24 protein-coding genes and 3 riboswitches are annotated in these 25,896 nt (G+C 37.4%); of the genes, 6 read left to right on the top strand and 18 right to left on the bottom strand.

Features of this window, described 5'->3' with window-relative positions:
* Positions 1–245: 245 nt before the first annotated feature.
* Positions 246–1,418, top strand: coding sequence for a threonine ammonia-lyase (ilvA, locus tag BANA01_RS16845; RefSeq protein WP_063254048.1), 1,173 nt, complete (start codon positions 246–248; stop codon positions 1,416–1,418).
* Positions 1,419–1,857: 439 nt separating this feature from the next.
* Here the strand turns inward: ilvA and BANA01_RS16840 are convergent, their stop codons facing one another.
* The 5 genes from BANA01_RS16840 to BANA01_RS16820 all read right to left on the bottom strand — a co-directional run bounded on the left by BANA01_RS16840 (position 1,858) and on the right by BANA01_RS16820 (position 7,789).
* Positions 1,858–2,793 carry an ABC transporter ATP-binding protein gene (locus BANA01_RS16840; RefSeq protein ID WP_063254014.1) on the bottom strand — a complete coding sequence of 312 codons (936 nt, stop codon included), beginning with the start codon at positions 2,791–2,793 and terminating at the stop codon, positions 1,858–1,860.
* Complete coding sequence (locus tag BANA01_RS16835) at positions 2,790–3,845, bottom strand: ABC transporter ATP-binding protein (protein WP_063254013.1); 1,056 nt, start codon at positions 3,843–3,845, stop codon at positions 2,790–2,792. Before BANA01_RS16835 ends, BANA01_RS16840 begins: the two co-directional genes overlap by 4 nt.
* A gap of 19 nt (positions 3,846–3,864) precedes the next feature.
* Positions 3,865–5,019 carry an oligopeptide ABC transporter permease gene (opp3C, locus tag BANA01_RS16830; RefSeq protein ID WP_063254011.1) on the bottom strand — a complete coding sequence of 385 codons (1,155 nt, stop codon included), beginning with the start codon at positions 5,017–5,019 and terminating at the stop codon, positions 3,865–3,867.
* Between the two features lie 4 nt (positions 5,020–5,023).
* Complete coding sequence (gene opp3b / locus BANA01_RS16825; protein ID WP_063254009.1) at positions 5,024–5,950, bottom strand: oligopeptide ABC transporter permease; 927 nt, start codon at positions 5,948–5,950, stop codon at positions 5,024–5,026.
* Positions 5,951–6,121: 171 nt separating this feature from the next.
* The gene (locus BANA01_RS16820) at positions 6,122–7,789 is read right to left on the bottom strand and encodes a peptide ABC transporter substrate-binding protein (protein WP_063254008.1); all 1,668 of its coding nucleotides are present in this window, start codon (positions 7,787–7,789) and stop codon (positions 6,122–6,124) included.
* Positions 7,790–8,176: 387 nt separating this feature from the next.
* Here BANA01_RS16820 and BANA01_RS16815 point away from each other — a divergent pair, with 387 nt between their 5' ends.
* Positions 8,177–8,491, top strand: coding sequence for a DUF3899 domain-containing protein (locus tag BANA01_RS16815; RefSeq protein ID WP_235847170.1), 315 nt, complete (start codon positions 8,177–8,179; stop codon positions 8,489–8,491).
* Positions 8,492–8,553: 62 nt separating this feature from the next.
* On the top strand, positions 8,554–8,928 hold the full coding sequence (locus tag BANA01_RS16810; RefSeq protein ID WP_063254004.1) for a VOC family protein: 375 nt from the start codon (positions 8,554–8,556) through the stop codon (positions 8,926–8,928).
* Positions 8,929–8,988: 60 nt separating this feature from the next.
* On the opposite strand, the gene BANA01_RS29180 is transcribed toward BANA01_RS16810, so the two are convergent.
* A complete protein-coding gene (locus tag BANA01_RS29180) occupies positions 8,989–9,129 on the bottom strand; it encodes a YrzI family small protein (RefSeq protein WP_082799562.1) in 141 nt (46 codons plus the stop codon).
* 191 nt (positions 9,130–9,320) lie between these two features.
* Between BANA01_RS29180 and BANA01_RS16805 the strand changes: the two genes are divergently transcribed.
* A complete protein-coding gene (locus tag BANA01_RS16805; protein ID WP_082799561.1) occupies positions 9,321–10,316 on the top strand; it encodes a LysM peptidoglycan-binding domain-containing protein in 996 nt (331 codons plus the stop codon).
* 217 nt (positions 10,317–10,533) lie between these two features.
* On the opposite strand, the gene phaC is transcribed toward BANA01_RS16805, so the two are convergent.
* From phaC to BANA01_RS16790, 3 genes are all read right to left on the bottom strand, one after another.
* The gene (phaC, locus tag BANA01_RS16800; RefSeq protein ID WP_063254002.1) at positions 10,534–11,610 is read right to left on the bottom strand and encodes a class III poly(R)-hydroxyalkanoic acid synthase subunit PhaC; all 1,077 of its coding nucleotides are present in this window, start codon (positions 11,608–11,610) and stop codon (positions 10,534–10,536) included.
* Positions 11,611–11,689: 79 nt separating this feature from the next.
* Positions 11,690–12,433 (bottom strand): 3-oxoacyl-ACP reductase, encoded by a 744-nt coding sequence (locus BANA01_RS16795; protein WP_063254000.1) that lies wholly within the window; start codon positions 12,431–12,433, stop codon positions 11,690–11,692.
* Positions 12,434–12,496: 63 nt separating this feature from the next.
* The gene (locus BANA01_RS16790) at positions 12,497–12,901 is read right to left on the bottom strand and encodes a hypothetical protein (protein WP_063253998.1); all 405 of its coding nucleotides are present in this window, start codon (positions 12,899–12,901) and stop codon (positions 12,497–12,499) included.
* Positions 12,902–13,228: 327 nt separating this feature from the next.
* On the opposite strand from BANA01_RS16790, the gene BANA01_RS16785 reads away from it, so the two are divergent.
* Complete coding sequence (locus tag BANA01_RS16785) at positions 13,229–14,893, top strand: peptide ABC transporter substrate-binding protein (protein WP_063253997.1); 1,665 nt, start codon at positions 13,229–13,231, stop codon at positions 14,891–14,893.
* A gap of 98 nt (positions 14,894–14,991) precedes the next feature.
* Here the strand turns inward: BANA01_RS16785 and BANA01_RS16780 are convergent, their stop codons facing one another.
* The 6 genes from BANA01_RS16780 to hprK all read right to left on the bottom strand — a co-directional run bounded on the left by BANA01_RS16780 (position 14,992) and on the right by hprK (position 21,285).
* Positions 14,992–15,720, bottom strand: a complete 729-nt coding sequence (locus BANA01_RS16780) for a GntR family transcriptional regulator (protein WP_063253995.1) — start codon at positions 15,718–15,720, stop codon at positions 14,992–14,994.
* A gap of 67 nt (positions 15,721–15,787) precedes the next feature.
* Positions 15,788–16,570 carry a fructoselysine 6-kinase gene (gene frlD, locus BANA01_RS16775; protein WP_063253994.1) on the bottom strand — a complete coding sequence of 261 codons (783 nt, stop codon included), beginning with the start codon at positions 16,568–16,570 and terminating at the stop codon, positions 15,788–15,790.
* A gap of 67 nt (positions 16,571–16,637) precedes the next feature.
* Positions 16,638–17,651 carry an SIS domain-containing protein gene (locus BANA01_RS16770; RefSeq protein ID WP_063253993.1) on the bottom strand — a complete coding sequence of 338 codons (1,014 nt, stop codon included), beginning with the start codon at positions 17,649–17,651 and terminating at the stop codon, positions 16,638–16,640.
* Between the two features lie 84 nt (positions 17,652–17,735).
* Positions 17,736–19,073: an amino acid permease gene (locus tag BANA01_RS16765; protein ID WP_063253991.1), complete on the bottom strand. Its 1,338-nt coding sequence runs from the start codon at positions 19,071–19,073 to the stop codon at positions 17,736–17,738.
* A gap of 293 nt (positions 19,074–19,366) precedes the next feature.
* Positions 19,367–20,053 (bottom strand): thiaminase II, encoded by a 687-nt coding sequence (gene tenA, locus BANA01_RS16760; protein WP_063253989.1) that lies wholly within the window; start codon positions 20,051–20,053, stop codon positions 19,367–19,369.
* Between the two features lie 113 nt (positions 20,054–20,166).
* Positions 20,167–20,270, bottom strand: a riboswitch (TPP riboswitch).
* 79 nt (positions 20,271–20,349) lie between these two features.
* A complete protein-coding gene (gene hprK / locus BANA01_RS16755) occupies positions 20,350–21,285 on the bottom strand; it encodes an HPr(Ser) kinase/phosphatase (RefSeq protein WP_063253987.1) in 936 nt (311 codons plus the stop codon).
* Between the two features lie 132 nt (positions 21,286–21,417).
* Positions 21,418–21,496: riboswitch (ZMP/ZTP riboswitch) on the top strand.
* Between the two features lie 48 nt (positions 21,497–21,544).
* On the opposite strand from hprK, the gene BANA01_RS16750 reads away from it, so the two are divergent.
* Positions 21,545–22,744 (top strand): phosphoglycerate dehydrogenase, encoded by a 1,200-nt coding sequence (locus tag BANA01_RS16750; protein ID WP_063253985.1) that lies wholly within the window; start codon positions 21,545–21,547, stop codon positions 22,742–22,744.
* A gap of 372 nt (positions 22,745–23,116) precedes the next feature.
* Here the strand turns inward: BANA01_RS16750 and BANA01_RS16745 are convergent, their stop codons facing one another.
* The 3 genes from BANA01_RS16745 to BANA01_RS16735 all read right to left on the bottom strand — a co-directional run bounded on the left by BANA01_RS16745 (position 23,117) and on the right by BANA01_RS16735 (position 25,501).
* On the bottom strand, positions 23,117–23,851 hold the full coding sequence (locus BANA01_RS16745) for an amino acid ABC transporter ATP-binding protein (RefSeq protein WP_063253983.1): 735 nt from the start codon (positions 23,849–23,851) through the stop codon (positions 23,117–23,119).
* A gap of 20 nt (positions 23,852–23,871) precedes the next feature.
* Complete coding sequence (locus BANA01_RS16740; RefSeq protein WP_063253981.1) at positions 23,872–24,603, bottom strand: amino acid ABC transporter permease; 732 nt, start codon at positions 24,601–24,603, stop codon at positions 23,872–23,874.
* Positions 24,604–24,664: 61 nt separating this feature from the next.
* The gene (locus BANA01_RS16735; RefSeq protein ID WP_063253979.1) at positions 24,665–25,501 is read right to left on the bottom strand and encodes a transporter substrate-binding domain-containing protein; all 837 of its coding nucleotides are present in this window, start codon (positions 25,499–25,501) and stop codon (positions 24,665–24,667) included.
* A gap of 104 nt (positions 25,502–25,605) precedes the next feature.
* Positions 25,606–25,787, bottom strand: a riboswitch (Lysine riboswitch).
* Between the last annotated feature and the right edge of the window lie 109 nt (positions 25,788–25,896).

Below are 25,896 nucleotides of genomic sequence, written 5' to 3'. Positions count from 1 at the left end.
TAGTCAATCAGACACAAACACCTGCGCCCAAAATACCAATTTTACTGTATTTACAAATATTACCTTCCTCCTAAAATTTGGTTGTTAAAGTGATTGTTTCTCCGACAAAAGTACCAATATTCTATACTAAAATTATTTCCCAGAAATAATTCATAGTTTTCTTTTAGGAACACAACCTAAGGAAAAGTATGTAAATAGGAGGAAGAGATGTGAATGTAGACGATATTATCATTGCGCGAGAGAAGATGAAGGGGATTGTCCATACAACGCCTCTGGATTACTCTAAAACCTTTAGTAAGTTAGCACATAATGAAGTATATCTAAAACTTGAAAACCTCCAAAAAACGGGGTCCTTTAAAGCAAGAGGATCTTATAATAAACTCATTTCTCTTTCGCAGGAAGAGCTGCAAAAAGGTGTCGTAGCTGCCTCAGCAGGAAACCACGCACAGGGTGTTGCCTATTCAAGCCAAATGCTTGGTGTAGATTGTACGATTGTAATGCCGAAGGGTGCACCCCTAAGCAAGGTGCTGGCAACAAAACAATATGGAGCAGAGGTCCTTTTAGAAGGAGCTACATTTGATGATGCACTTGCCTATGCTTTGGAACTTAAAGAGCAGAGGAATGCAACCTTTATACATGCCTTTGATGATGAAGCAATCATTACCGGACAAGGTACTGTAGGATTGGAGATACTGGACCAACTTCCAGACGTAGAAGCCATTATTTGCCCTGTAGGAGGCGGCGGGCTAATTGCAGGAGTTGCAATGGCAGTAAAGGAGAAAAACCCAAATATAGCCGTTTATGGCGTTCAGACGCAGGCATGTCCTAGTATGAAACAGTCATTAATCAAAAATAAACCTGTAATGGTAGACTCGACACCAACAATGGCAGATGGTATAGCCGTTAAAAAACCTGGCCTGAGACCTTTTGAAATCGTACAAAAATATGTGGATGATATTTATTGTGTCGATGAAATGGAAATAGCAAGAACGATGCTCATGCTTCTAGAAAGAAATAAGCTGTTAGTAGAAGGCTCTGGTGCTTGTTCATTATCATCACTTTTATATGAAAAGGTAAATTTGAAAGAAAAGAAGGTAGTGGCTGTTTTAAGCGGGGGAAATGTTGATATGAATTTTATATCAAGAATCATTGAACGCGGTTTGGTTGAGTCGGGACGATTTGCCACCTTTACAATCACCTTAAAGGATAAACCAGGTGAACTTCAAAAAGTGTTAACCTCTCTAACTGATCTAGATGCGAATATTCAATCCGTTAATCTCAACCGCATGGGCAAGGATATTTATCCTGGCTATGCAGGCTTAGAAATTTCTGTTGAAACAAAAAATAACGATCACATTGAAATGTTATATAAAGTTTTAAAAGAGAAAAATGCTAGTGTTGAAATGACCCATTTTTAGTCATAAGTATGAGTGTTGATATTTGGAATATTAAACATTTCAGTTCTCTTCTCTCTGTATTGATACTTGTGTTGGTATAAGAATTAATAGGCGGAGATATTCCTGCTAATGTATGCTAGAGTGCCTAAAGTACGGATATAAGCGGAGATTTTCCTGTTAACTGCTTTAAATAAGACAGAATCCAAAGGTTTTCACAATATAAGCGGAAAAACTCCTCTTATTTTTAAGGAAATATGGGTATTTTCCAATTTAGCCGGAATTCCTCCGTTTATTTTTCATTAGCAATGAATCAAAATTTAATTATAACCAGAGCAAAATATAAATACCCTTTAGATCAACAAAAAAAGACCTCCAAACATACAATTTGGAGGTCTTTTGATTATATTTATTTGTTGTTAACGAAACCTGTTAGATTCGTCAACACGCTTTTAAATGTTACTTATTTATTTTTTTGCTCATTTTGGTATCTTTCAAATTCCTTTGCCGTACAACGAACAAAGTGGCCTGGTGTAACTTCTCTAAGCTCAAACTCGCCATCCGTATCATGTACAGTCGGGTCATAGCTGATACGTTTACGTGTACGCTCGTATCTTGGATCTGGAAGAGGAATAGCAGATAACAAAGATTTTGTATAAGGATGAATTGGATTGTTGTATAATTCATCACTTTCCGCTAATTCAACTAAGTTACCCATATACATAACACCGATTCGGTCTGAAATATATTTAACCATTGACAGGTCATGTGCAATAAACAAGTACGTTAATCCACGTTCTTTTTGAAGTTTCTTAAGCAGGTTGACTACCTGTGCTTGGATAGATACATCCAATGCAGAGATAGGCTCATCGGCAATGATAAACTCAGGGTCAACAGCGAGCGCTCTAGCGATACCAATCCTTTGTCTTTGCCCACCGCTGAACTCATGTGGAAAACGTGTAGCATGCTCTCTGTTTAGACCCACGGCTTCTAGTAACTCTTCAACCTTCGCCTTGCGTTCAGCGTCATTTTTTACTAGTTTGTGCACGTCAAGACCTTCAGCAATGATGTCCAATACCGTCATTCGAGGATTTAATGATGAAGACGGATCCTGGAAAATCATTTGCATTTTACGATTAAATTTAAGAAGTTCAGACTTGTTCTTCTTACCGTGAACATCTTCACCAGCAAATTTAACCTCGCCGCCTGTTGCATCGTATAGTCGAATGATCGTTCTGCCTGTTGTAGACTTTCCACAACCAGACTCCCCAACTAGACCAAAGGTTTCCCCTTTATATACATCAAAGCTAACACCATCAACAGCCTTGATCGTATTCTTTTTCCCTACAGCAAAATGCTTCTGTAAGTTTTTTACTTCAAGTAACTTTTCTCTTGTCACTGTTTTCCACCGCCTTTAGTGCCTGTTTGAGCAAATCCTTGCATCCTGTGCTTAACAGCATCAGGCGGCTCAATTTTTGGCGCATCTGGGTGCAGCAGCCAAGTTGCTGCATAATGTGTGTCAGAAACCTTAAACATCGGCGGTTCCATAACTGTATCAATTTCTAAAGCAAATTGATTTCTAGCTGCAAACGCGTCCCCAACAGGAGGAGTCAGCATGTTAGGCGGGCTTCCAGGAATAGCAAATAACTCTTCGTCGCTGCTATCCAATGTAGGCATGGAGCCTATCAATCCCCATGTATATGGGTGCTTAGGGTTATAGAAAATATCATCTACTGTCCCAATTTCTACGATTTTTCCTGCATACATTACCGCAACACGGTCAGCAACGTTGGCTACAACACCAAGGTCATGGGTAATAAAGATAATCGCACTATCCGTTTTTTGTTGAATGCTCTTCATCAACTCTAAGATTTGAGCTTGAATCGTTACGTCAAGTGCAGTAGTTGGTTCATCTGCTATTAAGATTTTGGGATTACATGCTAATGCAATCGCTACAACCACACGCTGACGCATACCGCCAGAGAATTGGTGCGGGTATTGATTAATACGTACATCCGGTCTTGGTATACCTACAAGCGTTAGAAGCTCAAGAGCTGTTTTTCTAGCTTCTTGTTTGTTCATATTTTGGTGTTTAATCAGACCTTCCATGATCTGATTTCCAATTTTCATTGTCGGATTTAGGGACGACATTGGATCTTGGAAAACCATCGAAATATCTTTCCCTCGAATTTTTTGCATTTCCTTGCTTGTTTTTTTGGCAAGGTCTACACCTTCAAGCAGGATTTGACCTTCTTTAATAAAACCATGCGGCTCAGGAAGGAGTCGCATAATTGCATTAGAGGTTACTGATTTTCCAGATCCAGACTCACCTACTATTGCCAATGTTTCACCCTTATTTAAATCAAAGGTAACACCTCGAACAGCATGCACTTCACCATTGTAGGTGTTAAATGATACTTTTAAATCTTTGACTTCTAATAATTTACTCATTTATTAAACACCTACCTTTCTATTTATGCATTTTCGGATCAAATGCATCTCTCAAGCCATCACCAACAATATTAAATGCAATCATAAGTACAGAAATTACAATTGCCGGGAACACAAGCATGTATGGATAAAGTCTGAGGTTATCAAACCCAAGGTCAATTAAAGATCCAAGTGAAGCATCTGGAGGAACAATACCTAGTCCAATAAAGCTTAGGAATGCCTCAAAAAAGATCGCTCCTGGAACTGAGAACATCGTGTTAATAATGATAATACCGCTGATATTTGGAACCAAATGTTTTCTAATGATCGTACCATTAGATGTACCTAATGTTCTTGAAGCTAGGACAAACTCTTGGTTTTTCAGCTTTAATACTTCACCTCGGACAATCCGTGACATACCAATCCAGCCAGTGATCGATAAAGCAATAACAATCGATATGATACCTGGCTTAAGAACGAGCATCATCAACAGGATAATAACTAGGTTAGGAATACCAACTAAGATTTCAGCAATACGCTGCATGACATTGTCGACTCTTCCGCCATAAAATCCGGAAATCCCGCCATAAGCGACTCCAATAACAAGGTCAAGCACTGCGGCAACAAAAGCGATGATTAAAGAAACCCGTGTACCTTCCCAAAGCCTTGTCCATTGGTCACGCCCTAAGGCATCACTGCCAAACCAAAAATATGTGTCTTTCATATCTTTCGCTTCATAAATATGATAGGTTGCTTTTACTTCGGCAGAATTTCTAGTGCCGTCACCTTTATTAATGACTTTAATATCAATAAACTCTTCTTTCCTATCAAATCTTGCATTCGCTTTAGCAGTAGCCTGCTGAACATCTTTACCTTGGAAGGTTCCAGATAATGTACCGTCCATACCAAGCCAAGAGACATTCTCTAAAACTGGTACACGCGGAGGCATTTTTGCTCTTTTTAAATCCTGTTCGTCCGAACCAAAACTGTTCATCCAAGGACCAACAATACTCATGATAATAATAAACAGGATAAGAATCATACTAAAAACAGCAGGTTTATTATTGAAAAGTGTTCTTTTTGCATCTTGAAAAAATGTTCTGCTAGGAGTTGAAATTCTATCGCTCGTATCCTCTTTACGTACAAGAGGCACAAATAAATCTTTTGGTATATTATTTAAGTTATTTTTATCCATTTACTTATTTACCTCCTGCAAGTCTTATTCTAGGATCAATCAATCCGTAAAGGAGGTCAATGATTAAGATAATTACAATAAAGCCAAAGGCAAATAATAAAGTTGTACCCATAATTGTTGGGTAATCATTTACCATAACAGAAGTAACGAATTGCTCACCAATGCCTGGAATCGCAAAAATTTGTTCAATAACCATTGAACCCGTCATCAAACCAACTGCCATTGGACCCAATACTGTAATTAACGGAATAAGTGCATTACGTAATCCATGCTTTAAGATAATTCCTGTTTCAGAAACACCTTTCGCTCGAGCGGTAATGATGTAATTGGAATGTAACACTTCTACCATTTCAGTTCTTGTAAAACGTGCAGCTGTTGCCATCGGATGAATGGCCAAAGCGATCGTTGGCAAAATGGTATGTGCAGATGTGCCCCATAGAGCCACAGGGAACCAGCCTAATTTTACAGCAAATACATATTGTAATAATCCTGCAAATACAAACGAAGGTATCGACGTTCCTATAACTGCGATAATAGTAGATGAAAAATCAATCGGACTATTCCTGAAGATTGAGGCTAATAATCCAAGGATTATTCCCAAGATAGACCCTACCACCAATGCTTGAAAGCCTAATAGTGCAGATGGCCCGATTCTATCGATTAGGATAGTTGTAACAGGTGTATTATCAAATTTAAATGAAACTCCCAAATCACCTTTCACAAGTCCACCAAGATATTTTGCATATTGAACTGGAATAGGTTCATTTAACCCATATTTTTCTAAAATAATCGCCTTTTGTTCTTCACTTAATTTATCTTCTGCCTGCAGGGGGCTACCCGGCAATATTTTCATAAGGAAGAACGAGAAAGTCGCAATAATAAATAATGTTATTAACATATACCATACGCGACGGAGTAAATATCGAGTCATGTTTGCACCTCCTAAATTTCTCTTTATTATATGTTATATCGAGTCGATTATAAATTTTTGTTATAATCGGAATATTCATGTTCAGAAGCCGAAAGAGAGTATATGCATAAAATGCATACACTCCCTTCAATTTTTATAAATAGTAAAACCTAAACTATTTTTTACTGATTATTATTCTTCAGCACCTACGCTAGCCCATTTGTATTCGTAAGTTGCTCCGAATTGGTTTGTAAACACACCTTGAACTTTCGGAGAAACTAATAGAGCACCAGCTCTTTGATATACAGGAGCAATTGCTGCATCTTCAAATAAGATTTTTTCTGCTTTTAAGAAATTATCAAAACGCTTTTCTGGATCTAAAGCTAAAGTTGTTGCAGTTTCATTAATTAGCTTATCATATTCTGGGTTTGAGTAGCCCATTTGGTTGTTTCCGCCACCAGTTAACCAAAGATTCATGAAGGTATATGGATCAAGGAAGTCAGGTCCCCATCCAGCAAACTGCATGTCATAATCCATAGCTGTGTCTAATTCTAGACGTTGTTCAAATGGTACTTCTTTTAAAGTAACTTTTAAACCAGGCAGGTTAGTTGATAATTGGTTTGCAAGATATTGGTTCATCATCTTAGAAACTTCGTTGTCGCCGCCAAGGAATTCGATTTCTACTGTATCAGTTCCTAGTTCAGCTAAAGCCTTATCCCAGTATTTCTTTGCTTCTGCTTTATCAAATTTCATAAGATCTCCACTAACTTCGCGGAAGTCTTTACCATCTGGAGTTGGAACGAAATCTTTTGGCACTAAACCATTCGCAACGATAGAACCGTTGTTTAAGATTTCATCTACTAGTGCTTGCTTATCAAATGCTCTAGCAATTGCATTACGTACGTTTACGTTCTTAAGAGCTGGGTTTCTAGTTTGGTTCATCTTAATATAGAATACAGAATTATCTGGTTCTACTGTGTAATCATCATGTGTTGAGTATTGGTCAACTAGGTCAGATGATAAACCAGCACGGTCAACTTCACCTTTTTCATATAAGTCAACAGCTGTTTGAGCTTCTTTAACTACTACATAAGTCATTTTTTCTAACTTAACAGTTTTTGCATCCCAGTAAGTAGGGTTCTTAACTAATTCCCACTGTTGAGCAGTACTAGTCCAGTTAGAGAACTTGAATGGTCCGTTAGATAATAATGTATCTGCGCTAGTTGCATATGTGTCACCTTTTTCCGTAACAAACTTCTCATTTAATGGGAAGAAAGTTGGGAAAGTTGTTAATGATTCAAAATATGGAGTTGGGTTTTCAAGCTCAACAACTAGTTTGTAGTCGCCATCAGCTTTAACACCTAATTGATCTACAGGAACTTCACCTTTGTTAACAGCATTTGCGTTTTTGATAACGCCGCCCATCATGTATGGACCATACTCAGATCCTTGATTTGGGTCTACTGCACGACGCCAAGCAAATACGAAGTCGTTAGCTGTTACAGGGTCACCATTTTCCCATTTTGCATCTTCACGTAAAGTGAAAGTCCAAGTTTTACCGTCTTCACTTACTTCGTGCTTAGTAGCAATACCTTCAGTTGGCTGGCCTTTTTCATCAAGACGGTATAAACCTTCCATGATAGCAGCCGTGAATTGGATACCGTATTCATCTGTTACCATACCAGGGTCCATAGATGGAATAGTGTCACCATTAATAAAGTGTAATGTTTGTTCTACTTTTGGAGCATCTTCTGCTGGTTTCTTATCATCGTCAGCAGTTTCCTTGTTGCCTGAACACGCTGCTAAGAACATGCTAAGTACAAGGCTTAGAGCTAAAAGCCATGAATACTTTTTCTTCATAAAAAAATGACCTCCTATTGTTTTATTTTTCTGTCAATTCGCTCTTAAAAAAGAAGCTAAGGAAATCATACTATTTTTCTACTACTCTTGTAAAGACTAAATATATTAAAGAGTCAAAAAATTATTATATCATTATAGATTACAGTAGCATTACAGTTGATACACCAATACTTCTTCATTAATTCACCATAAAAAAAATTATTCTAAAATTAGAATGCGCTTTCTTTGAAAAACGGAAGAAAACAGCTAAAGTATACTTTCTAAGCGTATTAGGTTAAAATACCTGTATTCTTTATTACATGTGTAAAATAATATTATAAAGATTAGGTGAAAGTAATGTTTAAAAATAAATGGAAATTTTTTATACTCAATCTTTTCATAACCCTTTTGATTTTTTTTATTTTTTCAAAAGACTATAATCTCCTGAACTTTATTAATGCTGTTTTCTATCTTAGCTTTTTTTATCTTATTGTCTTTTTATTTATGTACACGGCTAAAGGCGGTTTTTTTGATGGCGTTACTTTTGGGTTTAGAAGATTTAACACTCTCATGTTTAAACGAAATGATTATTTAGAAGATTGGCGTAATAAACCACTGCCGTCAGAAAAGTTTAACGCTTCTCTCTATCAACGTCTTAAATTTCAAACGTCTTCCATGCTTGTCCTTCTCATCATTTTACTAGTCCTTTACTATACGATGTAAAATATGGTTATACTTAACTTGTCGGAAAATTAAGTATATCTTTTCTAAGGGAGAAATGCGCAATGGGGAAAGGTCAGATTGAAAAGGTTGGACAAATTGCGGTTCCAGTAACAGATTTAGACCGAGCAGTAAATTTTTATAAAGAGAAGCTTGGGCTGCCGCTATTATTTACGTCAAACGGATTAGCATTTTTTAATTGTAATGGTATTCGTCTTCTATTAAGTGTCCCTGAGACCGAAGAATTTTCGTCAAGCTCCGTCATATACTTTCAAGTTGAAAATATTAAAGAGACATACGAGGATTTGCTTAGCAAAGAGGTGCTCTTTATTGACGAACCACATCTCATTGCAAAAATGGGACAAACTGAAACCTGGATGGCATTTTTTAAGGATAGCGAAAATAATACTCATGCGCTCATGAGTGAATTTCAAGTTTAGATACGCACCGAAAGAGACCGGACAAATGTAACGGTCTCTTTCGATTTTTTAGGCCACCACTTAATACCTTCCCATAATTTGAAGATAACGATCCTTACTCTCTTGTATACGATCTTTAACTGCTTCGCTATGAATCGCCTCCTCAAGAGTGGGCTCATGTTTATTTATGCTGATGGTGAAAAAGAAGATCGTTAAGGTCATTGTTTATTCCTCCTTCTTTCACGTAATAGCTACCTTCTTTATTTCGTTCTCATCTAGATAACGTTCGACAGAAGCCAAGTGTTGGCAATAATAAATAATTATCTGACTTTTTAAATCCCAGCTAATAAAAGAAGCATATTCTCATAACTATTCTGCACACTATACTAAAAAGGAATAAAGGGGTAATAAAAATGAGGAAGAGACTTGTACTTGTTTTTGGAATCATTTCCAGTATGTTATTCCTAGTTGTTTCTCCTGCCCAAGCAGTCAGCGTTCATCCTAATCATATTCATGAGGTAAAAGCAGGGGACAGCCTCCCTGATATTGCGAACAAATATAGTATTTCAATAGAAGAATTAAAAGCAGCCAATGGCTTGCAATCTGATGTTTTGATTGCAGGGCAAAAGTTATGGGTGCCGATAATATATGAAGTGAAGGCAGGGGACACATTATTAAATATTTCCTCTTCTTTTCATTCCTCGGTTGAGGCAATCAAAGCAATAAATGGACTAACCTCCGAGCAACTTTATTCAGGGCAGCTACTAAAAGTAACTCCTAAAAAAATGAACATGCACGGTCAGCATATCCTTATGACAAAAGAGGAATTTAAAGATTGGCTTTTTAACACTCAAGTTAACAGAGAGATCCGTTTAATCCAGCAGCATCATACTTGGCTGCCTTCCTATCAACATTTCAATGGTTCTAACCATTTTCAAATGTTGATAGGGATGGAGAATCACCATAAGAAAACAATGCGTTGGAAAAACATTGCCCAAAATATCACAACATTTCCTGATGGAAAAGTGGCAGTTTCGAGACCGCTAAACATGATTCCTGATGGTACTATTGGTCCAAAAGCTAATTCTGTGGGGATTGCTATCGAACATGTAGGAAACTTTGATATAGGACATGATGTGATGACAAAGGCACAGCAGGATACGATTGTCTATATCAATGCATTGCTTTGTATTAAATTTGGTTTAACACCGTCCATCGACAGTATCACCTACCACCATTGGTGGCATATAAAAACGAAAGAACGAGTACTAGATGCAACAGCAAGTTATAATGTAAAATCCTGCCCAGGTACTGGATTTTTCGGAGGTAATTCCACCGCAAGCGCGAAGACTTTTTTTTATCCGCTGATATCAGATAAGATCGAAGAGTTAGTAGAATCCATGCAATAACAAGGAAGAAAGTGACCTTCTCCTCTCATGGCATCGAACAAAGATCTTTGTTCGTGTCTTTTTAGAAAAAAATAACATTTTTCATCATTACTCTTGTCTACTTTCTGAAAATTTAATATAATTATCTTTACCACTATTTCTATCTTGTTATTATAATAAGGAAATAAAAGGAGTGCCCCAAGGACATCCTGGGACACTGCTCATTTACCGCAATTTATTAGTTAGACCGTTCTTCTAACCAGTCTGCAATCGTTGGATAGGTTATTTTTACAGCTTGGCTGCCAAATGTTATGGATGTATGCCCGACTGGTAAACATTTATATTGTTTATCTTCGCTGGAAATGGCATTCATCAATGCTTCTACTTGGTGCGGCTGGGCGATAAGATCATTTTTACCTGCTAAATTAAGGACATTTGCCTTAATATTTTCAAGGTTTACCTTCTTCCCGCGAATCACCATTTCTCCTTTTATCAATTCGTTATTTTGATAAAAGTCTCTAATCCACTGACGATAGGCTTCACCTGGAAATTGAATGCCGTCGTTAAGCCATTTTTGTAGTAATTTAAAGCTCTTTATAAATTTCTCATTATCGGCACGTTCATAAAGACTAATAAATGGGCCAAAGTTCGTTGCCATCGGATTAATCATTTTGTTTCCAAAGTCAATCATTTCAGGTGGGATCACACCTAATGTATCTACTACTTTATCAATGTTAAAATAGCGTTCATCTAACATGGCACCATAAGAACCTGTGTTTTTAAAATCAAAGGGACTCGTCATAAAGATAAGATTGCGGATTGGCAACTCTGGGTGCAGAGCTGCAAATATAGACGTCATTGTCCCCCCCATACAGTATCCAAGGATTGAGACTTCATCCACATTGGACTTTCTCAGTACCTTACGAACTGCACGTGGTATATAATCCATAATGTAATCATCTAGCTTCATATTTCGATCTTCATAACCCGGTTCACCCCAGTCAAGTAGATAGACATCAAACCCGCGATTAACCAAATATTCTACTAAACTGCCGCCTTTTGTTAAATCTAATACATATGGTTTATTAATTAGGGCATAAACCAAAAGAAGAGGAATTTTATGTTTTTTTGGGCTTTCCGATATATACCGATAAAGCTTGGTTTTATTTCTAGTCCAAATAAGTTCTTTCGGTGTAGGTGCTACTTCCGGCTGGGCATCGGTCGTTAACACTTGATTTGCCCTTAATGCACGTTGAAACATCTCTTTATATTGTTGCGGTGTAAATTCGATCAACTCATTCCAATTTGTTGGCATAAGAACGCTAATGACAGTTCACTCCTTACATCATTTAATTACTCTATTAACATATTAAAAAATTTTCCCTTCATGACACTTACATGTAGAGACCACCGTTAATATTTAACTGTTGTCCAGTTATATAGTCACCATCTTTACATAGGAAAACAACCCCACGAGCAATTTCTTCCGGTTTACCTAGGCGCTTTTGAGGAACTTTTTCGACAATTCCTGCAAGCACTTTTTCAGGAATCGCTTGCACCATTTCCGTTCCAATAAATCCTGGGCAAATAGCATTAACAGTTACATTACTTTTAGCAAGTTCAAGAGCAAGGGATTTTGTGTACCCGATTAATCCTGCTTTTGCTGCAGCATAGTTGGTTTGTCCAAACCCTCCAGCTTGCCCAATAATGGATGAGATGTTAATAATGCGGCCAGCATCTGATTCAAGAAGATAAGGTAATGCTGCGGATGTATTGTTGTAAACACTGTTTAGATTTACATCAATTACTTTTCTCCAGTCTTCTTCATTCAACTTTTTAAACGTGCTGTCCCTTGTAATCCCTGCATTATTAATTAAAATATCTAACTTGCCATAATGCTTAATCGTTTCATGTACAAGGTATGAAGCTTCATTGCTTTCGGAAACATCCGCTTGAACCGCATAGGCCTCTCCGCCAAATTCATTTATTTCAGCGACAACTTTATCCGCTAATTCTTTACGGATATTATAATTGATGACAACCTTTGCACCATTTTTCGCCAGTTCCAATGCAATCGCTGCACCGATTCCCCTGCTGCCTCCTGTTACGATCGCTACTTTATCTCTTAAATCTGCCATTTTGCCCACCCTTTCTATTTATCGATTAGATTTCTTTTTTCCATGTAAATGAATAGCGTAATTCTACTTTGTTTCTTCTTTTGATTTTAATAAGATAAGAATTTGATTTAACTTATTATCTAAATTCTTCATGTCTTTTTTTAAATTCGACAATTCCTTACTAAAGGAACCCTGAATGGCTTCATTATCTAACTTCTCTTCTAATCTTTCTTCTAGATCATCAACCTTTGCATCCACATTCACAATCAATGATGAAAGGTTAGCAATGTCATTACGAGTGGGTATGTTCATAAACTCTAGGTACTTCAATGTTGACTCATCAATCATTTTTTTAAATTGGAGATTCATCTCCAAAACTTGTCCCATCCCTTCAGAGGGGAAATCCTTGCTGATTTTTTCATCAAACAATTTACTGGTTTGTGAATAATAATCCTTCCACATTTCATAAAAGTTAAAGCCTTGATTCATGTTTTTTTCCTCCTTATTCTTCGTAGACGTATTCATCATACTAACTATATGGAGATAATTAAAGATTAAAAATTGAAAATTATCAAAATACTTTTCTTCTTTTATTGACAAAATTCCACTATTTTTGCATATACCAAAAATTAAACATTAGCGATAATAATTCAACGATTTTTGAAGTTAGTAGAAAGAAAGCTTAGTAAAAAACGCAGCAAAAATCACCCAAAACTTTACAAGTAAACAAGTTAATAAGTATAATTAATATTAGAGTCTAAATTTTCAGTACATATATAATATTCAGACTCAAATTCTATTTAGGGGGAAAAACGAATGAAGGTCAAACATTGGTTATTGCTTTTAACATTTGGCTTGGTACTAAGTGTACTAGCTGCGTGTTCCGGCGATGAGGCCAAGGAACCTGCAGGGACAGATGTGAAAGAGGAGGAAAAAGGGGAAAAGGTCCTTAACTTTTTAAACCCAGAAGCTATTCCTTCAATGGATCCATCATTAGCTACAGATGAGTCTTCCTTTATCTATTTAGCTGCAACAATGGAAGGTTTATATCGACTAGATGAAAAAACACAAACTACACCAGGGATCGCTACCGAGCATAAGGTAAGTGAAGATGGTCTAACTTGGACCTTTACATTACGCGAGGATGCAAAATGGTCCAATGGTGACCCAGTAACCGCCCATGACTTTGTATACTCATGGCAGCGTGCCGTTGATCCAAAGACAGCATCTGAATATGGGCCGTATATGATGAACGGAGTAATCAAAAATGCTGAGAAAGTTAACAAAGGTGAAGCAACTGTTGATCAATTAGGGGTTAAAGCTGATGGCGATTATACACTAGTTGTTGAATTAGAAAATCCAACACCATACTTTGAAACATTAACGACATTTGGAACATTCCTCCCATTAAACAAAAAGTTTGTGGAAGAAAAAGGCGATAGTTTTGCCACTAGTTCAGAAAACTTATTGGCAAATGGTCCTTACACTATGAACAACTGGACTAGTACTAGTGATTCATGGGATTTGGTAAAGAACAAAGATTATTGGGATAATAAAACAGTTAAAATGGATAAACTAACTTTCAAAGTTGTTAAAGATCCACAAACAGCTCTAGACTTATATGAAGAAGGTACTGTTGATCGAATGGATTTAACATCTGATCTTGTTGACCAATACTCAACAAATGACGATTATGTAGTATCAGCAGATACATTTGTGTATTTCTTAAAGTTTAATCAAACAAAATCTGAAGCATTAGCCAATAAAAATATTCGTGCAGCACTCAGCAGAGCTTTTGACAAGGAAGCTTTAGTAGGAGAAATTTTAAATAACGGCTCTATCGCTGCAAACGGCTTGGTTCCAAAAGACTTTACACCAATGCCTAAAACAGGTGACGATTTCCGAAAAGTAAGTGGAGATCTTGTCACGTATGATCTTGAGAAAGCAAAGGAGTTCTGGGCAAAGGGATTAGAAGAGCTGGGTACTGACTCCGTTGAACTCGAGTTTCTTGCAGATGATGACAAAACAACTAAAAACTTAGTTGAATACGTTGCAAACCAACTCTCAACAAATTTAGAAGGATTAAAGATTAACATCAAACAAATTCCAAAAAAGCAGCGTCTTGAATTAGATAAATCTATGGAATATCAACTTCAGCTTACAAGATGGGGCCCTGACTTCCTTGATCCATTTACTTACATGAACTTGTTTATTACAGATGGCGGAAACAACATGACTGGATATTCAAGCGCAGAATATGACAAATTAGTTAGTGAAACAGCTACAAAATTTGCTACAGATAATGACGCACGTTATGAAAACTTCTTAAAAGCTGAAAAATTGCTATTTGAAGATGCGGTAATTGCTCCTGTATACCAGGCTTCTAGAGCACAATTAGTTTCTCCAAAAGTCCAAGGAGTGTTCGTGAACCCATTTGGTGCAACATACGAATATAAATGGGCAGATGTAGGGGAAGAGTAAAATCTCCGTACGATATAAATATAGAGGGAGAAATACCAACTGGTATTTCTCCCTCTCTTTTATCTACTATAAATTTTATTAGTGGTTATTTAACTAACCTATCTTGCCCGATGAACCGTCAAATTGACTTTACTTGTCTCACACATAAAAGTAGAGAGATGTACAGGGTCGTCATTAGCATTAAATGCAATTTTTAAGATTCTAAAAAGATTGGCTCCAATATCACATTCTAGTAATTTCGCATAGTCATTTGTCGCACCAATAACATCAATAATCTTATCATTACTAACTATTTCAGTATGATAATCTTCTGAAAGGACTTTATAAGTTGATTCGTTCCTTGCGATTTTCTTTTCTAAATCTGGAAACCGAATCAATGAATAATGCGCGATATCGTAGAAAAGAGGACGGTCATTTACATACATAAGCCGTTCAAGTGCTAGAACAGGACTACCTTCAACAATTAATAGGTGCTTCGCAACATCTTCAGGTGCAGGAATAACCTCACTTCGTAAAATTCGAGAATTAGGTATCATACCCAACTGATGGCTAAATTCTGAAAATCCGCTTACAGATAGTAATTCATTATGGAACTTTTTTGATGTAACAAAGGTGCCTCTACGGGGAATTCGTGTCAGGGCTCCTTCCTTTACCAATTCCTCAATTGCCTTACGTATCGTAATACGGCTTACGTTATAGATTTCACAAAGTTCTGCTTCAGTTGGAATCTGCTCGTCCGGTTTATATTTTCCAGTTTGGATATCATTCTTCAACATTTGCCTAACTTGCATGTATAATGGCTGTGGGGTTGAAGGATTTAAACTCATACTAAATCCATCCTTATCCGTCATTTGACAATTATACTAATCATTATACATTGATTGACTACAACAGTCACCAAGCACCAAAGTATTGAATCGTCTTCGCTGCCGTTTCGGCTCCCAACTCTAAACATTTGGCAGTAGAAAAACCTTTCAATTTTCCATAAATAAACCCAGATATAAAAGAATCTCCCGCTCCCATTGTATCTACCACATCTACTGCTACTACACCGCTTTTATAGAATTGTTCACCATCATAAGCAAGTGATCCATTCTCACCTAAAGTCGCTATAGTAATTTTTGAGCCATTATTCTTTACATCCTTTAAAAATTGGCGAATAAAAGGATCATCCTGCGTATAGGAAAAGAATGAATAATCCACGTACTGTGGCAGGGTTTTGACAAGTCTATGATCTAATTGGTTAGAAAAATCAAAGGATGTCTGTAATCCCATTTCTTTAAAATGAGAATAATACTCTTCTACATGCCCCCAAACACCAGCATGTATTAGTTGATGTGTTCCAATAAAGTCAAGTTCGTCCTGTGTTAAGATGAAGTCAGCCATCACACCTTCATCATATTCTCCAAAAACACGATCATTATTGACCAATTCGACATAGGTAACAGCCGTTTTTCCGTCCTTCTTTGATAGATGAGTAATATCAACACCCTTTTTTAAAATCTCTTTACTCATTCGTTCACCATAAGAATCACAGCCAACCCAGCCAATATAAGAGGAATCAGCACCTAATTCTGTTAAATAAACGGCTACATTGACAGGATTCCCACCAGGATAGGCATTCCCGCTTGTTTGATAGACATCCATACAATTATCTCCGACTGTTGCAATCCTCATCTTTATTCCCCTCTCTCTTGAACATTAAGGAACGAGCACTACTAAGTAAGTAGTGCTCACAGGCATTTTAATACTCCATTTGTCGGTAATATCTTCTTAGCGTTAAGGGATGATTTCTTTCCCGCTCAAGATATACGCTGATTCGACTTAAGACAGACCAATTGATACTGACAGCAAAGTGTTTTCTAAACTCTTCACTAATCCCTTCCATCTTAAAATCCTTTGTATCAATTACAGTGAGCTGGTTTGTAATCTTTTCAGCGAATCTTTCCACACGGTCCATTAATGGTCGTGTTTCATCTTCACCCTTTAGTAAAATAACACTCGTATCTTCGACCACCAATTCAAGTGTACCGTGGAAAAATTCTGCTGCATGTATCGACCTCGCATGAATCCATTGCATCTCTTCTAAAATACACATAGCATAGGAATATGTATTCCCCCATAAATTGCCGGAGCCAACCATCATGTGATAGTCCGTGTCCTTGTGTTTAATCGCAAATTCCTCAGCACTTTTATCGAAGGCTTTCACAGCATTTAAAATGGCTTGCGGTAATAATGCCACCTCTTTTGTAAACTGCTCATATTGCGGGAACTCGTTATTGTTATACATGAAACGGAATACGAACATATACAGAAGCATGAAGAACGTATCAAAAGAATGTGTTTCAGATCCAGTTGTGATACAGTGGTCCACAATTTGAGTTAACGGCGTGTTCGGCTCCGCTACTAATGCAATTGTAGTTGCACCCGCTGCCTTACAAAACTCTGCTGCTTCAACTGTTTCTTTCGTTGTTCCCGATACGGATGTAAAGATACAAACGGAATCCTTGCTAAAATGCCTATTATTCATCACCATGAATTCAGCAGCAATTTCCGCATGAACATCAATAGTAGAATTCGATTTTAATATATATTCATAAGGATACATCATCGCAATGGTTCCGCCAGCACCAATCAGGAAAATATTGCTGTAGCCTCTTTTGCATATTCCATCAACAATATCTTCAATTTGCCCGCGAAAAGCAAGGCCTTCTTTTTCTACGAGTCTTAGAAATAATTCTTCATCATATTTTAACATCAACATTTTCCTCCCTAACTATATAACTACTTTATAATTTTATAAATTTAATAAAAAACGAACTAACTTCCTATTTTCTATCGATTATGCAACTAGATTACTTTTGTTTTTCGATCCGTATTTCTTTTCCCAGTAGTAATATACAGGCAGACCTGTCGCAATTACTATAAATGCAGCAATCATTCCTTCGATAGGGGCCCAAGTGAACGTTCCCCATGCAAGCCAAGATGCACCAAGAATAGCTAGAATGGTGGTTAATCTCCATACAGGCATACGATAAACCGGCTTATAATCCTCGCGTTTACGGCATTTATAAACTGCAGCAAAATCCATAATATTAATGAGCAACTGTATAAGCGTAAAATATCCCAGCAATGCTGTTAAATTACTAAACATCACAAGAATACAGGCATATACAACTTGAACTATAATAGAAAAACTTGGTGTTTCATATTTCGGATGAACCTTCGCAAAACGTTGAAAGAATAGACCATCCTTTGCCATTGCATATTCAAGACGAGGCTGGAACATAATGCATGAGCTCAACGATCCCAGTATGACAATAATCGCTGTAACAGCAACAAATGAGGAAGCAACATCAGAGAGTCCCGGGATATACTTGACAGCGTCAGATACCGCGGCACTTGAATTAATTAATTTTTCAAAAGGCATTAAACCTATAATACAAACAGCAAGCAATGTATATAACGCCAAGACTATTAAAACTGAGCTAATGAGAGCTCGCGGCAGGACCTTTCCTGGATTTTTGAATTCCCCAGCCATAAAACAAATTGCCGCCATTCCCGTATAGGCCCAAGTAGTAGCAGAAACACCACCGATTAAACTTGTTTTCACCTCACCGGACGCCGGTACATAGGAAAAGTTTCCTGGGTTTAAATACATAAGCCCCAATCCGATGACAATTAAAAAAGGAATGATTTTCACAGCCGTAATAATGACTTGGAATTTGCCGCCTTCTTTTACACTTCGATAATGAATGGAAGTAATGATTAGAATGATTGCAATGGCAAGTAATTTTCCAGCCATACCATTGAAAAATGGCAAAAAGGACGCTACATAGGAAACAATCGCCAACGCCATAATGGCAATCGATGGTGGATCTAAAGCCCAGAACGTAGCCCAACCATATAGAAAGCCTAAAGGCCTCCAGCCTGCTTTATTTAGGTAAACATAGCCGCTACCGTTTTGAGGATATGCTGTCGCTAATTCCGCGAGCACCATGACTTGTGGAATGGCAATGATTCCGCCAATAATCCAAGCTAGAATAGAGATAGTAGGTGTACCAGCAGCTTTTGCCACATCACCAGAAGATACAAAAATTCCCGAACCAACAGTCGTTCCAACCGCAATGGCAAGTGCTGCCCAAAATCCAAGTTTTCGCGTAAGAGTCACATTACTCATAAAGAGTTCCTCCAAGTCAAGATGGTAAGATTCCTAATTCCTTTATTTTCTTAAAAGATTTGATCTTGCATTCCTGCCAGTTTAATTTGTGTAACCTCCTTTTTGAAAACGCTTTTTTATTTGTTATGTCTTGTATTATAATCAGATATTATAAAAATTACAATAACCAATTTATTAAATATCTTTATAAATTTTATTCATCACAAAAAAGACGCCTCCTTTGGAAGCGTCTTTTACCTATTAAACAAATTTTTATTGGAAGGAGGTAGTAGTTACCTCTTTTATTTTCTATTTTAGCCTTTCACTGCCTCCATTTTCACAGGCCATTCTTCAAGTTTATAAGCCATATCCCAAAACATATATTCAAGTTGACAGCTAATTAAGAAATGTTCCTTCATCTTTTCCTTTTCTCTCTCTGGTGCATTTTTTGCCCATTCATCTAGGCGGGCACAAAATTTAATCGTTATTGAATCCGTTATACTGCCATAAAAACGAATCCAATCATAATAAGGATGAGAGCGATCAGGATTCACTTCCGTTAATAATTTCTTCCCAATCTCCCAGTATGTCCACGGACATGGCAATAACACAGCTAAAATTTCCCCTAATGTTCCTTCGTGTGCAACTGTAAGCATATGACGTATATATTGATGTGCTGATGGGGATAACGGATATCCATGTAATACCTCATAGGGAACACCAGCTACCTGACAAAAGTTATGATGTGGATGAATTTCACTGTTTAATATAAATGAAATCTGCTTATTAAACATTTCCATATCTTCACGATTCTCACACTTGGAAACCGCGATTCCATAGATTCGTATAAAGGAATTCAAATATTCAAAGTCCTGTTTAACATAATGAATTAATTGTTCGCTTTTTAAATCCCCCTTTGCAATCCCTTGGACGAAAGGATGTTCAAAAATCGCATTAAAAATCGGATTTGCTTCTTTTCTCAATTCTGCTGAAAAACTCATCATATTTCTCTCCCTTATTGTTTATTGGAAGACATTAGAAAGGAGCGGCTGCATTTATAAACACGAAAAAGCCGCTCCAAAAATGGAGCGGCAGAATAGTAATTTTATATATTCATACACAGACTCCACTTTCCTACGCTAGTATGAACTAGATCAGGTTCAAAGGGTCCAAGATAACTCTTGTCTCAGCCATAAAATGGCTCCCCTAGTGGTCTTCTCATTAACTTAATATTCAGTCTATACTCACTCTCTACTTAAGTCAAACTATTTATACCGTTAAGAGATAAATCGAATAGTTAATCCCTTCCAGAATTCTTTATATCAGCCTCAACTCGGCTCATGAATTCTTCGACTGCGCTGTATCCTTGCTGCTTTAAGTACCAATTATTTGCAGCAGCCTCTATTAAACCAGCCACATCACGTCCAGGCTGCAGTTGGATTTCCATGCAAGGAATTTTAACACCCATATAGTCAGTATAATGATACTCCTGTTCTAAATCATTATATAAAGCGTCTTTTTCCCACTTCGTTAAGTGAATATCAAGGGATATCCGTGTTTCATCCTGGAAAGCCTTACGACCATATAAACGGACGACATTAAGCAGTCCTATACTACGAAGAGCCAAAAACTCTTTTGATTTTCCATCATGGGTACCCAAAATAGTTTGCGTACTCAGTTTCTTTAGGACCACGATATCATCCGATACCAGCCGGTGGCCACGGCGAATTAATGTGTGGGCCGTTTCACTTTTTCCGACCCCCGAATTACCGCGAAGTAGGATACCTATGCCTGATACATTCATACAAACTCCATGAACAGATATCTCTGGTGCTAATTCCTTCACCAAGAACGCATCCAATTTAGGGATAAACTCTGAAGTTGTCTCAGGCTGTTTTGTCACTAACAAGGGAATACCCTGTTCTGTACAATGGTGAATTAGATAAGTAAGTCCTTCTTCACCAGCCGTTACGATAAAACATGGCGGATGGTAGTGAACAATATTGCCAATCCGAATTTTACGTTCCTCTCTGCTCAACTTATGTAAGTAGGTAATTTCCTTTTTCCCTAAAATTTGTACTTGTTCCGTCGGAAAAAAGTCAAAGTGGCCCACAAATTCCAATCCTGGACGATGCACCCGGGGCTGTGTAATGACCTTCTGCAGATGGTTTTCCCCAGCCAGTACTTTTAAAGAAAACCTTTGAACCAAGCTTTCTATTGTTACCTTTTTCAACCTATACTCACGTCCTATTAGCCTTTTATTCTAAAATTATACTTGAGTTCACTGGAAACGTCATCCATTTTAAAAATGACCTCATAAAGAGTAGAAATCTACAGACAATTATGATAATATAAAATAAATAAAAAGACCATGTGTAACTGGCGAAACGCGGATAACCGCGAGGGAGCATATGGTGTCGCAGCCGTTCGCCTGGGCAGAGGTAGGGGATTATATCCCTTACCTCTTTCTGTTTATTAATAGGAGGGATATTATGAGCACTATCACTTTAGAAAAGGTAAAAACAATCAAAACACTTAATAATATTGCAGAAAGTGGACTAAAGGTATTCACTAAAGGCAATTTTCAGATTGACAACGGCAGCGAAGATCCCGATGCCATCCTTGTTCGCAGCTTTAATATGCACTCATTAGAAATCGGCAATAATTTAAAAGCAATTGCAAGAGCTGGTGCAGGTGTAAATAATATTCCGGTAGAAAAATGCACAGAGCAAGGAATCGTTGTGTTTAATACCCCTGGTGCAAATGCCAATGCCGTAAAAGAAATGGTTCTAACCTCTTTAATCTCTTCATCACGCAATCTTTTTGACGGTATTGCTTGGGCAAAGGCATTGGAAGCTGAAGGCGACCAAATTCCGAAGCTAGTAGAGGCTGGAAAAAAACAGTTTGTCGGAAAAGAAATTAAAGGAAAAACGTTAGGAGTCATTGGTTTAGGAGCAATTGGTGCGCTTGTAGCGAATGACGCGCTAGATTTAGATATGGATGTAATCGGGTTTGACCCGTTTATCTCCGTCGATACAGCTTGGAATTTGTCACGCAATGTACAGCGGGCCATAACAATTGAACAGTTGTTCGCAGAATCTGATTACATCACTGTACACGTACCGTTTACTGAGGATACAAAGGAAATGTTTAACGAAGCAACATTCAGCATCATGAAGCCGGGTGTTCATATTTTAAATTTCTCACGCGGTGAGCTTGTAAATGAGACACACATGGCGGCTGCTCTCGAAAGCGGGAAAGTTGGGAAATATATTACAGACTTCCCGAATGAAAAGGTTCTGAAAATGAAAAATACAGTTCCGATTCCCCACCTAGGTGCCTCTTCACAAGAATCTGAGGAGAATTGTGCGATTATGGCTGCCCGTCAGGTGAAGGAATTTTTAGAAACAGGAAACATCAAAAACTCAGTAAATTTCCCAAATGCTTCCCTTCCTTATACAGGAAAGCAGAGAGTATTGGCATTCCACCACAATGTTCCAAATATGGTCGGACAGATTACATCCGCTATATCTAGTTATCAATTAAACATTGCGGATATGGTTAACAGAAGCCGAGGGAACTATGCATATACCATGATTGACATCGATAATAAGGTAAATGGTGATGTCATTCCAGCATTAGAGGAGAAAATCAAACTAATCTCTGGCATGGTAACTGCTCGTATTATTTAAATATATAAAGCCATAAAAATGGAGCCAGATTTCAATACTGGCTCCATTCTTGTGCATGTATATATGAATGATAGATCCATAAGTGGAAATTGGCCTCATGGACGCTTTATGAAGCCAAATCAGTAAATTCATTAATGGAAATGGGTCTCATGGATGCACCATGAGACCCAAAAATCTGATTCAAAACTAAAAAATGTCCTCATGGACGTTTCATGAAGACCAATTAGTAGATCCATTATTAGAAATGAGCCTCATGAATGTATCATGAGGCCCAAATAACAGATTCAAAACAAAGAAATGTCCTCATGAACGGGTTAATGAATCCGCACTTATCTCATCCGGAGTTTCACTTATTAGAAAATATAATGGTGATTATTTTAATGTCCGTTTCAGGAATTCTCTCGTACGCTCTTGTGTTGGGTTATTAAAAATCTGTTCTGGACTTCCTTCTTCCGCAATAACTCCCTTGTCCATAAATACCACTCGATCAGAAACTTCTCTTGCAAATTCCATTTCATGGGTTACGATTAACATCGTAAGACCTGATTCAGCCAATTCCTTCATAACTTTTAGAACCTCTCCTACCATTTCTGGGTCAAGTGCGGATGTTGGTTCATCAAATAACATTACATCAGGTTCCATGGAAAGTGCCCTTGCGATTGCCACACGCTGCTTTTGCCCGCCGGATAGCTGATGCGGCTTCGCGTTAATATATTTGTCCATTCCAACAACCTTCAAGTACTTCATCGCTACTCTTTCGGCTTCTTCCTTAGAGCGCTTTAATACTTTTATTTGTCCTACCACACAGTTGTTAAGAACATTATGATTGTTAAATAAATTAAATTGTTGGAACACCATCCCTAAATGCTTCCGGTAGTCTGCTACATCATGCTTTTCGTCTAATATATTTTCACCGTGATAAATAATTTGTCCGCCGCTTGGTTTTTCTAAAAGATTAATACAACGAAGAAGGGTTGATTTACCAGAGCCCGAAGAACCGATAATGGTGACTACTTCTCCCTTACTCACCGAAAAGTCAATGTCTTTTAAAACTTCATGTGTTCCAAAGGATTTGTTTAAATGTTGAATGTCAATGATCTTTTCCATATTCACTCCTCCTTCCTCATTTATTTTTGTAGTGTATCGTTACTAATCATCGTATAGTTGTCAGCACCATCTAATTTCTTTTCAATATATAACAATATTCTTGTTACAATAAAGGTCATCACAAAATAAATCATACATGCTACGAAAAAGGATTCAAAATATCTAAAGTTATTTCCTGAAATCGATTTTGTCACGAAATATAATTCTGTAACAGAAATCACATTCAGAACCGATGTATCTTTAATATTAATAACAAATTGGTTTCCTGTTGCCGGCAGAATATTGCGAATCACCTGGGGTAATACCACATTCCACATTGTTTGGACATGAGTCATGCCGATCGCATGTGCTGCCTCGAACTGTCCCTTTTCAATTGAAACAATTCCACCACGGACAATTTCCGCCATATAGGCTCCTGTATTGATGGATACAACAATAATAGCTGCAGCAAAAACATTCATGTCGATACCAAATGCTAGCGCAGAACCATAATAGATTACCATTGCTTGTACAATCATTGGTGTTCCACGGAAGAATTCAATATAGATAGATAGAATTGCGTTAATTACGTTTAAAAGTAGTTTTTTTGCCCCTCGTTCAGGCATTGGTATTGTTCTTATTACTCCTGCTAATAATCCAATTACTGCTCCAATAACCGTCCCTATAAGAGCAATCAAAAGTGTTAAACCAGCGCCACGAAGGAACATAGGCCAGTTTTCTGAAATTATTTTAATGACCCACTCAAGACTCATCTTTTATCCTCCTTTACTGTATAAAACCGACTGTATGATTAATACAGCCGGTTTCTCACTATTACTGTGCTGCTGGTTGATTTTTAATAGCATTATCCATAATGCTTGTGCGTTCTTCTTCTGAGATACCTTTTAAAATTTCATTGATTTTATCTGTAGTCTTGCTGCCTTTTTTAACACCAACAGCGATTGCTGTATCATCTGGTGATGTTTTAAATCCATCCTCAAATTCAACCATTACATAGTTATCATTAGCAGCTGAAGCACTAACACCTTCTGGACGCTCTGAAACGTATCCGTCAATTATCCCTGATTCAAGAGCCACCCTCATTGCTGGGAAGTTATCCATTGCTGTTTTCTTTTCTACACCTTTAATTTGGTCAATCACTGAATAATGGAATGTATTTAATTGAGCTGTAACTTTTGCTCCTTTGAAATCTTGAATGGACGTAGCGCCTTCATACTTGCTTCCTTTTTTCACAACCATTACTAGGTTGGATGTATAATAATTATCCGAGAAGTCAATTGATTCTTTACGTTCTGCAGTAGGTGACATACCAGCGATGATGGCGTCAATTTTGCCGGATGTTAAAGCTGGTACCAGGCCATCCCACTCTGTTTTGACAATCACTAATTCCTTTCCTAAGCCTTCAGCTACCTTTTTTGCAATTTCTACATCATATCCGCCTGCATATTCTGCAGAGCCATCGATTTTAACTCCACCATTAGAATCATCGTTTTGAGTCCAGTTAAAAGGAGCATATCCCGCTTCAAGACCAACCTTAAATGTATTATCTTCAGATGATCCAGAATCAGAACTGTTACTTGTCCCACAACCTGCTAATAGAAGAATAGTTGAAACCAATAAAACTATGAATAATGAAAACTTGTTTTTCATAATGTCTCTCCTCCTGTTTTTTCCTCTAAATTACGACAAAAAACGACCTGAGGTATACTCAGGTCGCACTATACATAGTTGCCCTTAAGTCCTCTCTTTATCCCAAATGAGATAGCACAACTCAATAAACTGGGGAGTTTATTGAGACAGTCCTGCAGCTCTTAACTGCAGACCCAGCATGTAATACCGAGAATATTACAAACTTCGGCGACATTTCCTTCTCCTTAGCATCACGGCTTCTCAAGCTCCACTAAAGACTGTTAAATATCGCGCCTCTACCTCACTATATAAAAAGTGAGGTCTTATTAAATTATTTTTATATAATACAGTATAAAACCAACATTCGTCAATGGAAACATATAGAAAGCACCTGTGCAATCAATGGGTGTATAATG

Origin of the sequence: Neobacillus niacini NBRC 15566, from assembly GCF_001591505.1 — a bacterium.
Taxonomy (GTDB): Bacteria; Bacillota; Bacilli; order Bacillales; family Cytobacillaceae; genus Neobacillus; species Neobacillus niacini.
Note: the sequence above shows the minus strand (reverse complement) of the source record. Positions and strands in the feature narration are given on the sequence as shown.

Excerpts from the sequence above, each read along its gene's own strand:
- BANA01_RS16740 (WP_063253981.1), bottom strand. The coding sequence starts at position 24,603 with ATGAGTCTTGAGTGGGTCATTAAAATAATTTCAGAAAACTGGCCTATG.
- BANA01_RS16785 (WP_063253997.1), top strand. The coding sequence starts at position 13,229 with ATGAAGGTCAAACATTGGTTATTGCTTTTAACATTTGGCTTGGTACTA.
- BANA01_RS16750 (WP_063253985.1), top strand. The coding sequence starts at position 21,545 with ATGAGCACTATCACTTTAGAAAAGGTAAAAACAATCAAAACACTTAAT.
- BANA01_RS16835 (WP_063254013.1), bottom strand. The coding sequence starts at position 3,845 with ATGAGTAAATTATTAGAAGTCAAAGATTTAAAAGTATCATTTAACACC.
- BANA01_RS16805 (WP_082799561.1), top strand. The coding sequence starts at position 9,321 with ATGAGGAAGAGACTTGTACTTGTTTTTGGAATCATTTCCAGTATGTTA.
- BANA01_RS16820 (WP_063254008.1), bottom strand. The coding sequence starts at position 7,789 with ATGAAGAAAAAGTATTCATGGCTTTTAGCTCTAAGCCTTGTACTTAGC.
- BANA01_RS16810 (WP_063254004.1), top strand. The coding sequence starts at position 8,554 with ATGGGGAAAGGTCAGATTGAAAAGGTTGGACAAATTGCGGTTCCAGTA.
- frlD (WP_063253994.1), bottom strand. The coding sequence starts at position 16,570 with ATGAGGATTGCAACAGTCGGAGATAATTGTATGGATGTCTATCAAACA.
- ilvA (WP_063254048.1), top strand. The coding sequence starts at position 246 with ATGAAGGGGATTGTCCATACAACGCCTCTGGATTACTCTAAAACCTTT.
- BANA01_RS16780 (WP_063253995.1), bottom strand. The coding sequence starts at position 15,720 with ATGAGTTTAAATCCTTCAACCCCACAGCCATTATACATGCAAGTTAGG.
- BANA01_RS16770 (WP_063253993.1), bottom strand. The coding sequence starts at position 17,651 with ATGTTAAAATATGATGAAGAATTATTTCTAAGACTCGTAGAAAAAGAA.
- BANA01_RS16795 (WP_063254000.1), bottom strand. The coding sequence starts at position 12,433 with ATGGCAGATTTAAGAGATAAAGTAGCGATCGTAACAGGAGGCAGCAGG.
- opp3b (WP_063254009.1), bottom strand. The coding sequence starts at position 5,950 with ATGACTCGATATTTACTCCGTCGCGTATGGTATATGTTAATAACATTA.
- opp3C (WP_063254011.1), bottom strand. The coding sequence starts at position 5,019 with ATGGATAAAAATAACTTAAATAATATACCAAAAGATTTATTTGTGCCT.
- BANA01_RS16745 (WP_063253983.1), bottom strand. The coding sequence starts at position 23,851 with ATGGAAAAGATCATTGACATTCAACATTTAAACAAATCCTTTGGAACA.
- tenA (WP_063253989.1), bottom strand. The coding sequence starts at position 20,053 with ATGAGTTTTTCAGCAGAATTGAGAAAAGAAGCAAATCCGATTTTTAAT.
- phaC (WP_063254002.1), bottom strand. The coding sequence starts at position 11,610 with ATGCCAACAAATTGGAATGAGTTGATCGAATTTACACCGCAACAATAT.
- BANA01_RS16735 (WP_063253979.1), bottom strand. The coding sequence starts at position 25,501 with ATGAAAAACAAGTTTTCATTATTCATAGTTTTATTGGTTTCAACTATT.
- BANA01_RS16765 (WP_063253991.1), bottom strand. The coding sequence starts at position 19,073 with ATGAGTAATGTGACTCTTACGCGAAAACTTGGATTTTGGGCAGCACTT.
- BANA01_RS16790 (WP_063253998.1), bottom strand. The coding sequence starts at position 12,901 with ATGAATCAAGGCTTTAACTTTTATGAAATGTGGAAGGATTATTATTCA.
- BANA01_RS29180 (WP_082799562.1), bottom strand. The coding sequence starts at position 9,129 with ATGACCTTAACGATCTTCTTTTTCACCATCAGCATAAATAAACATGAG.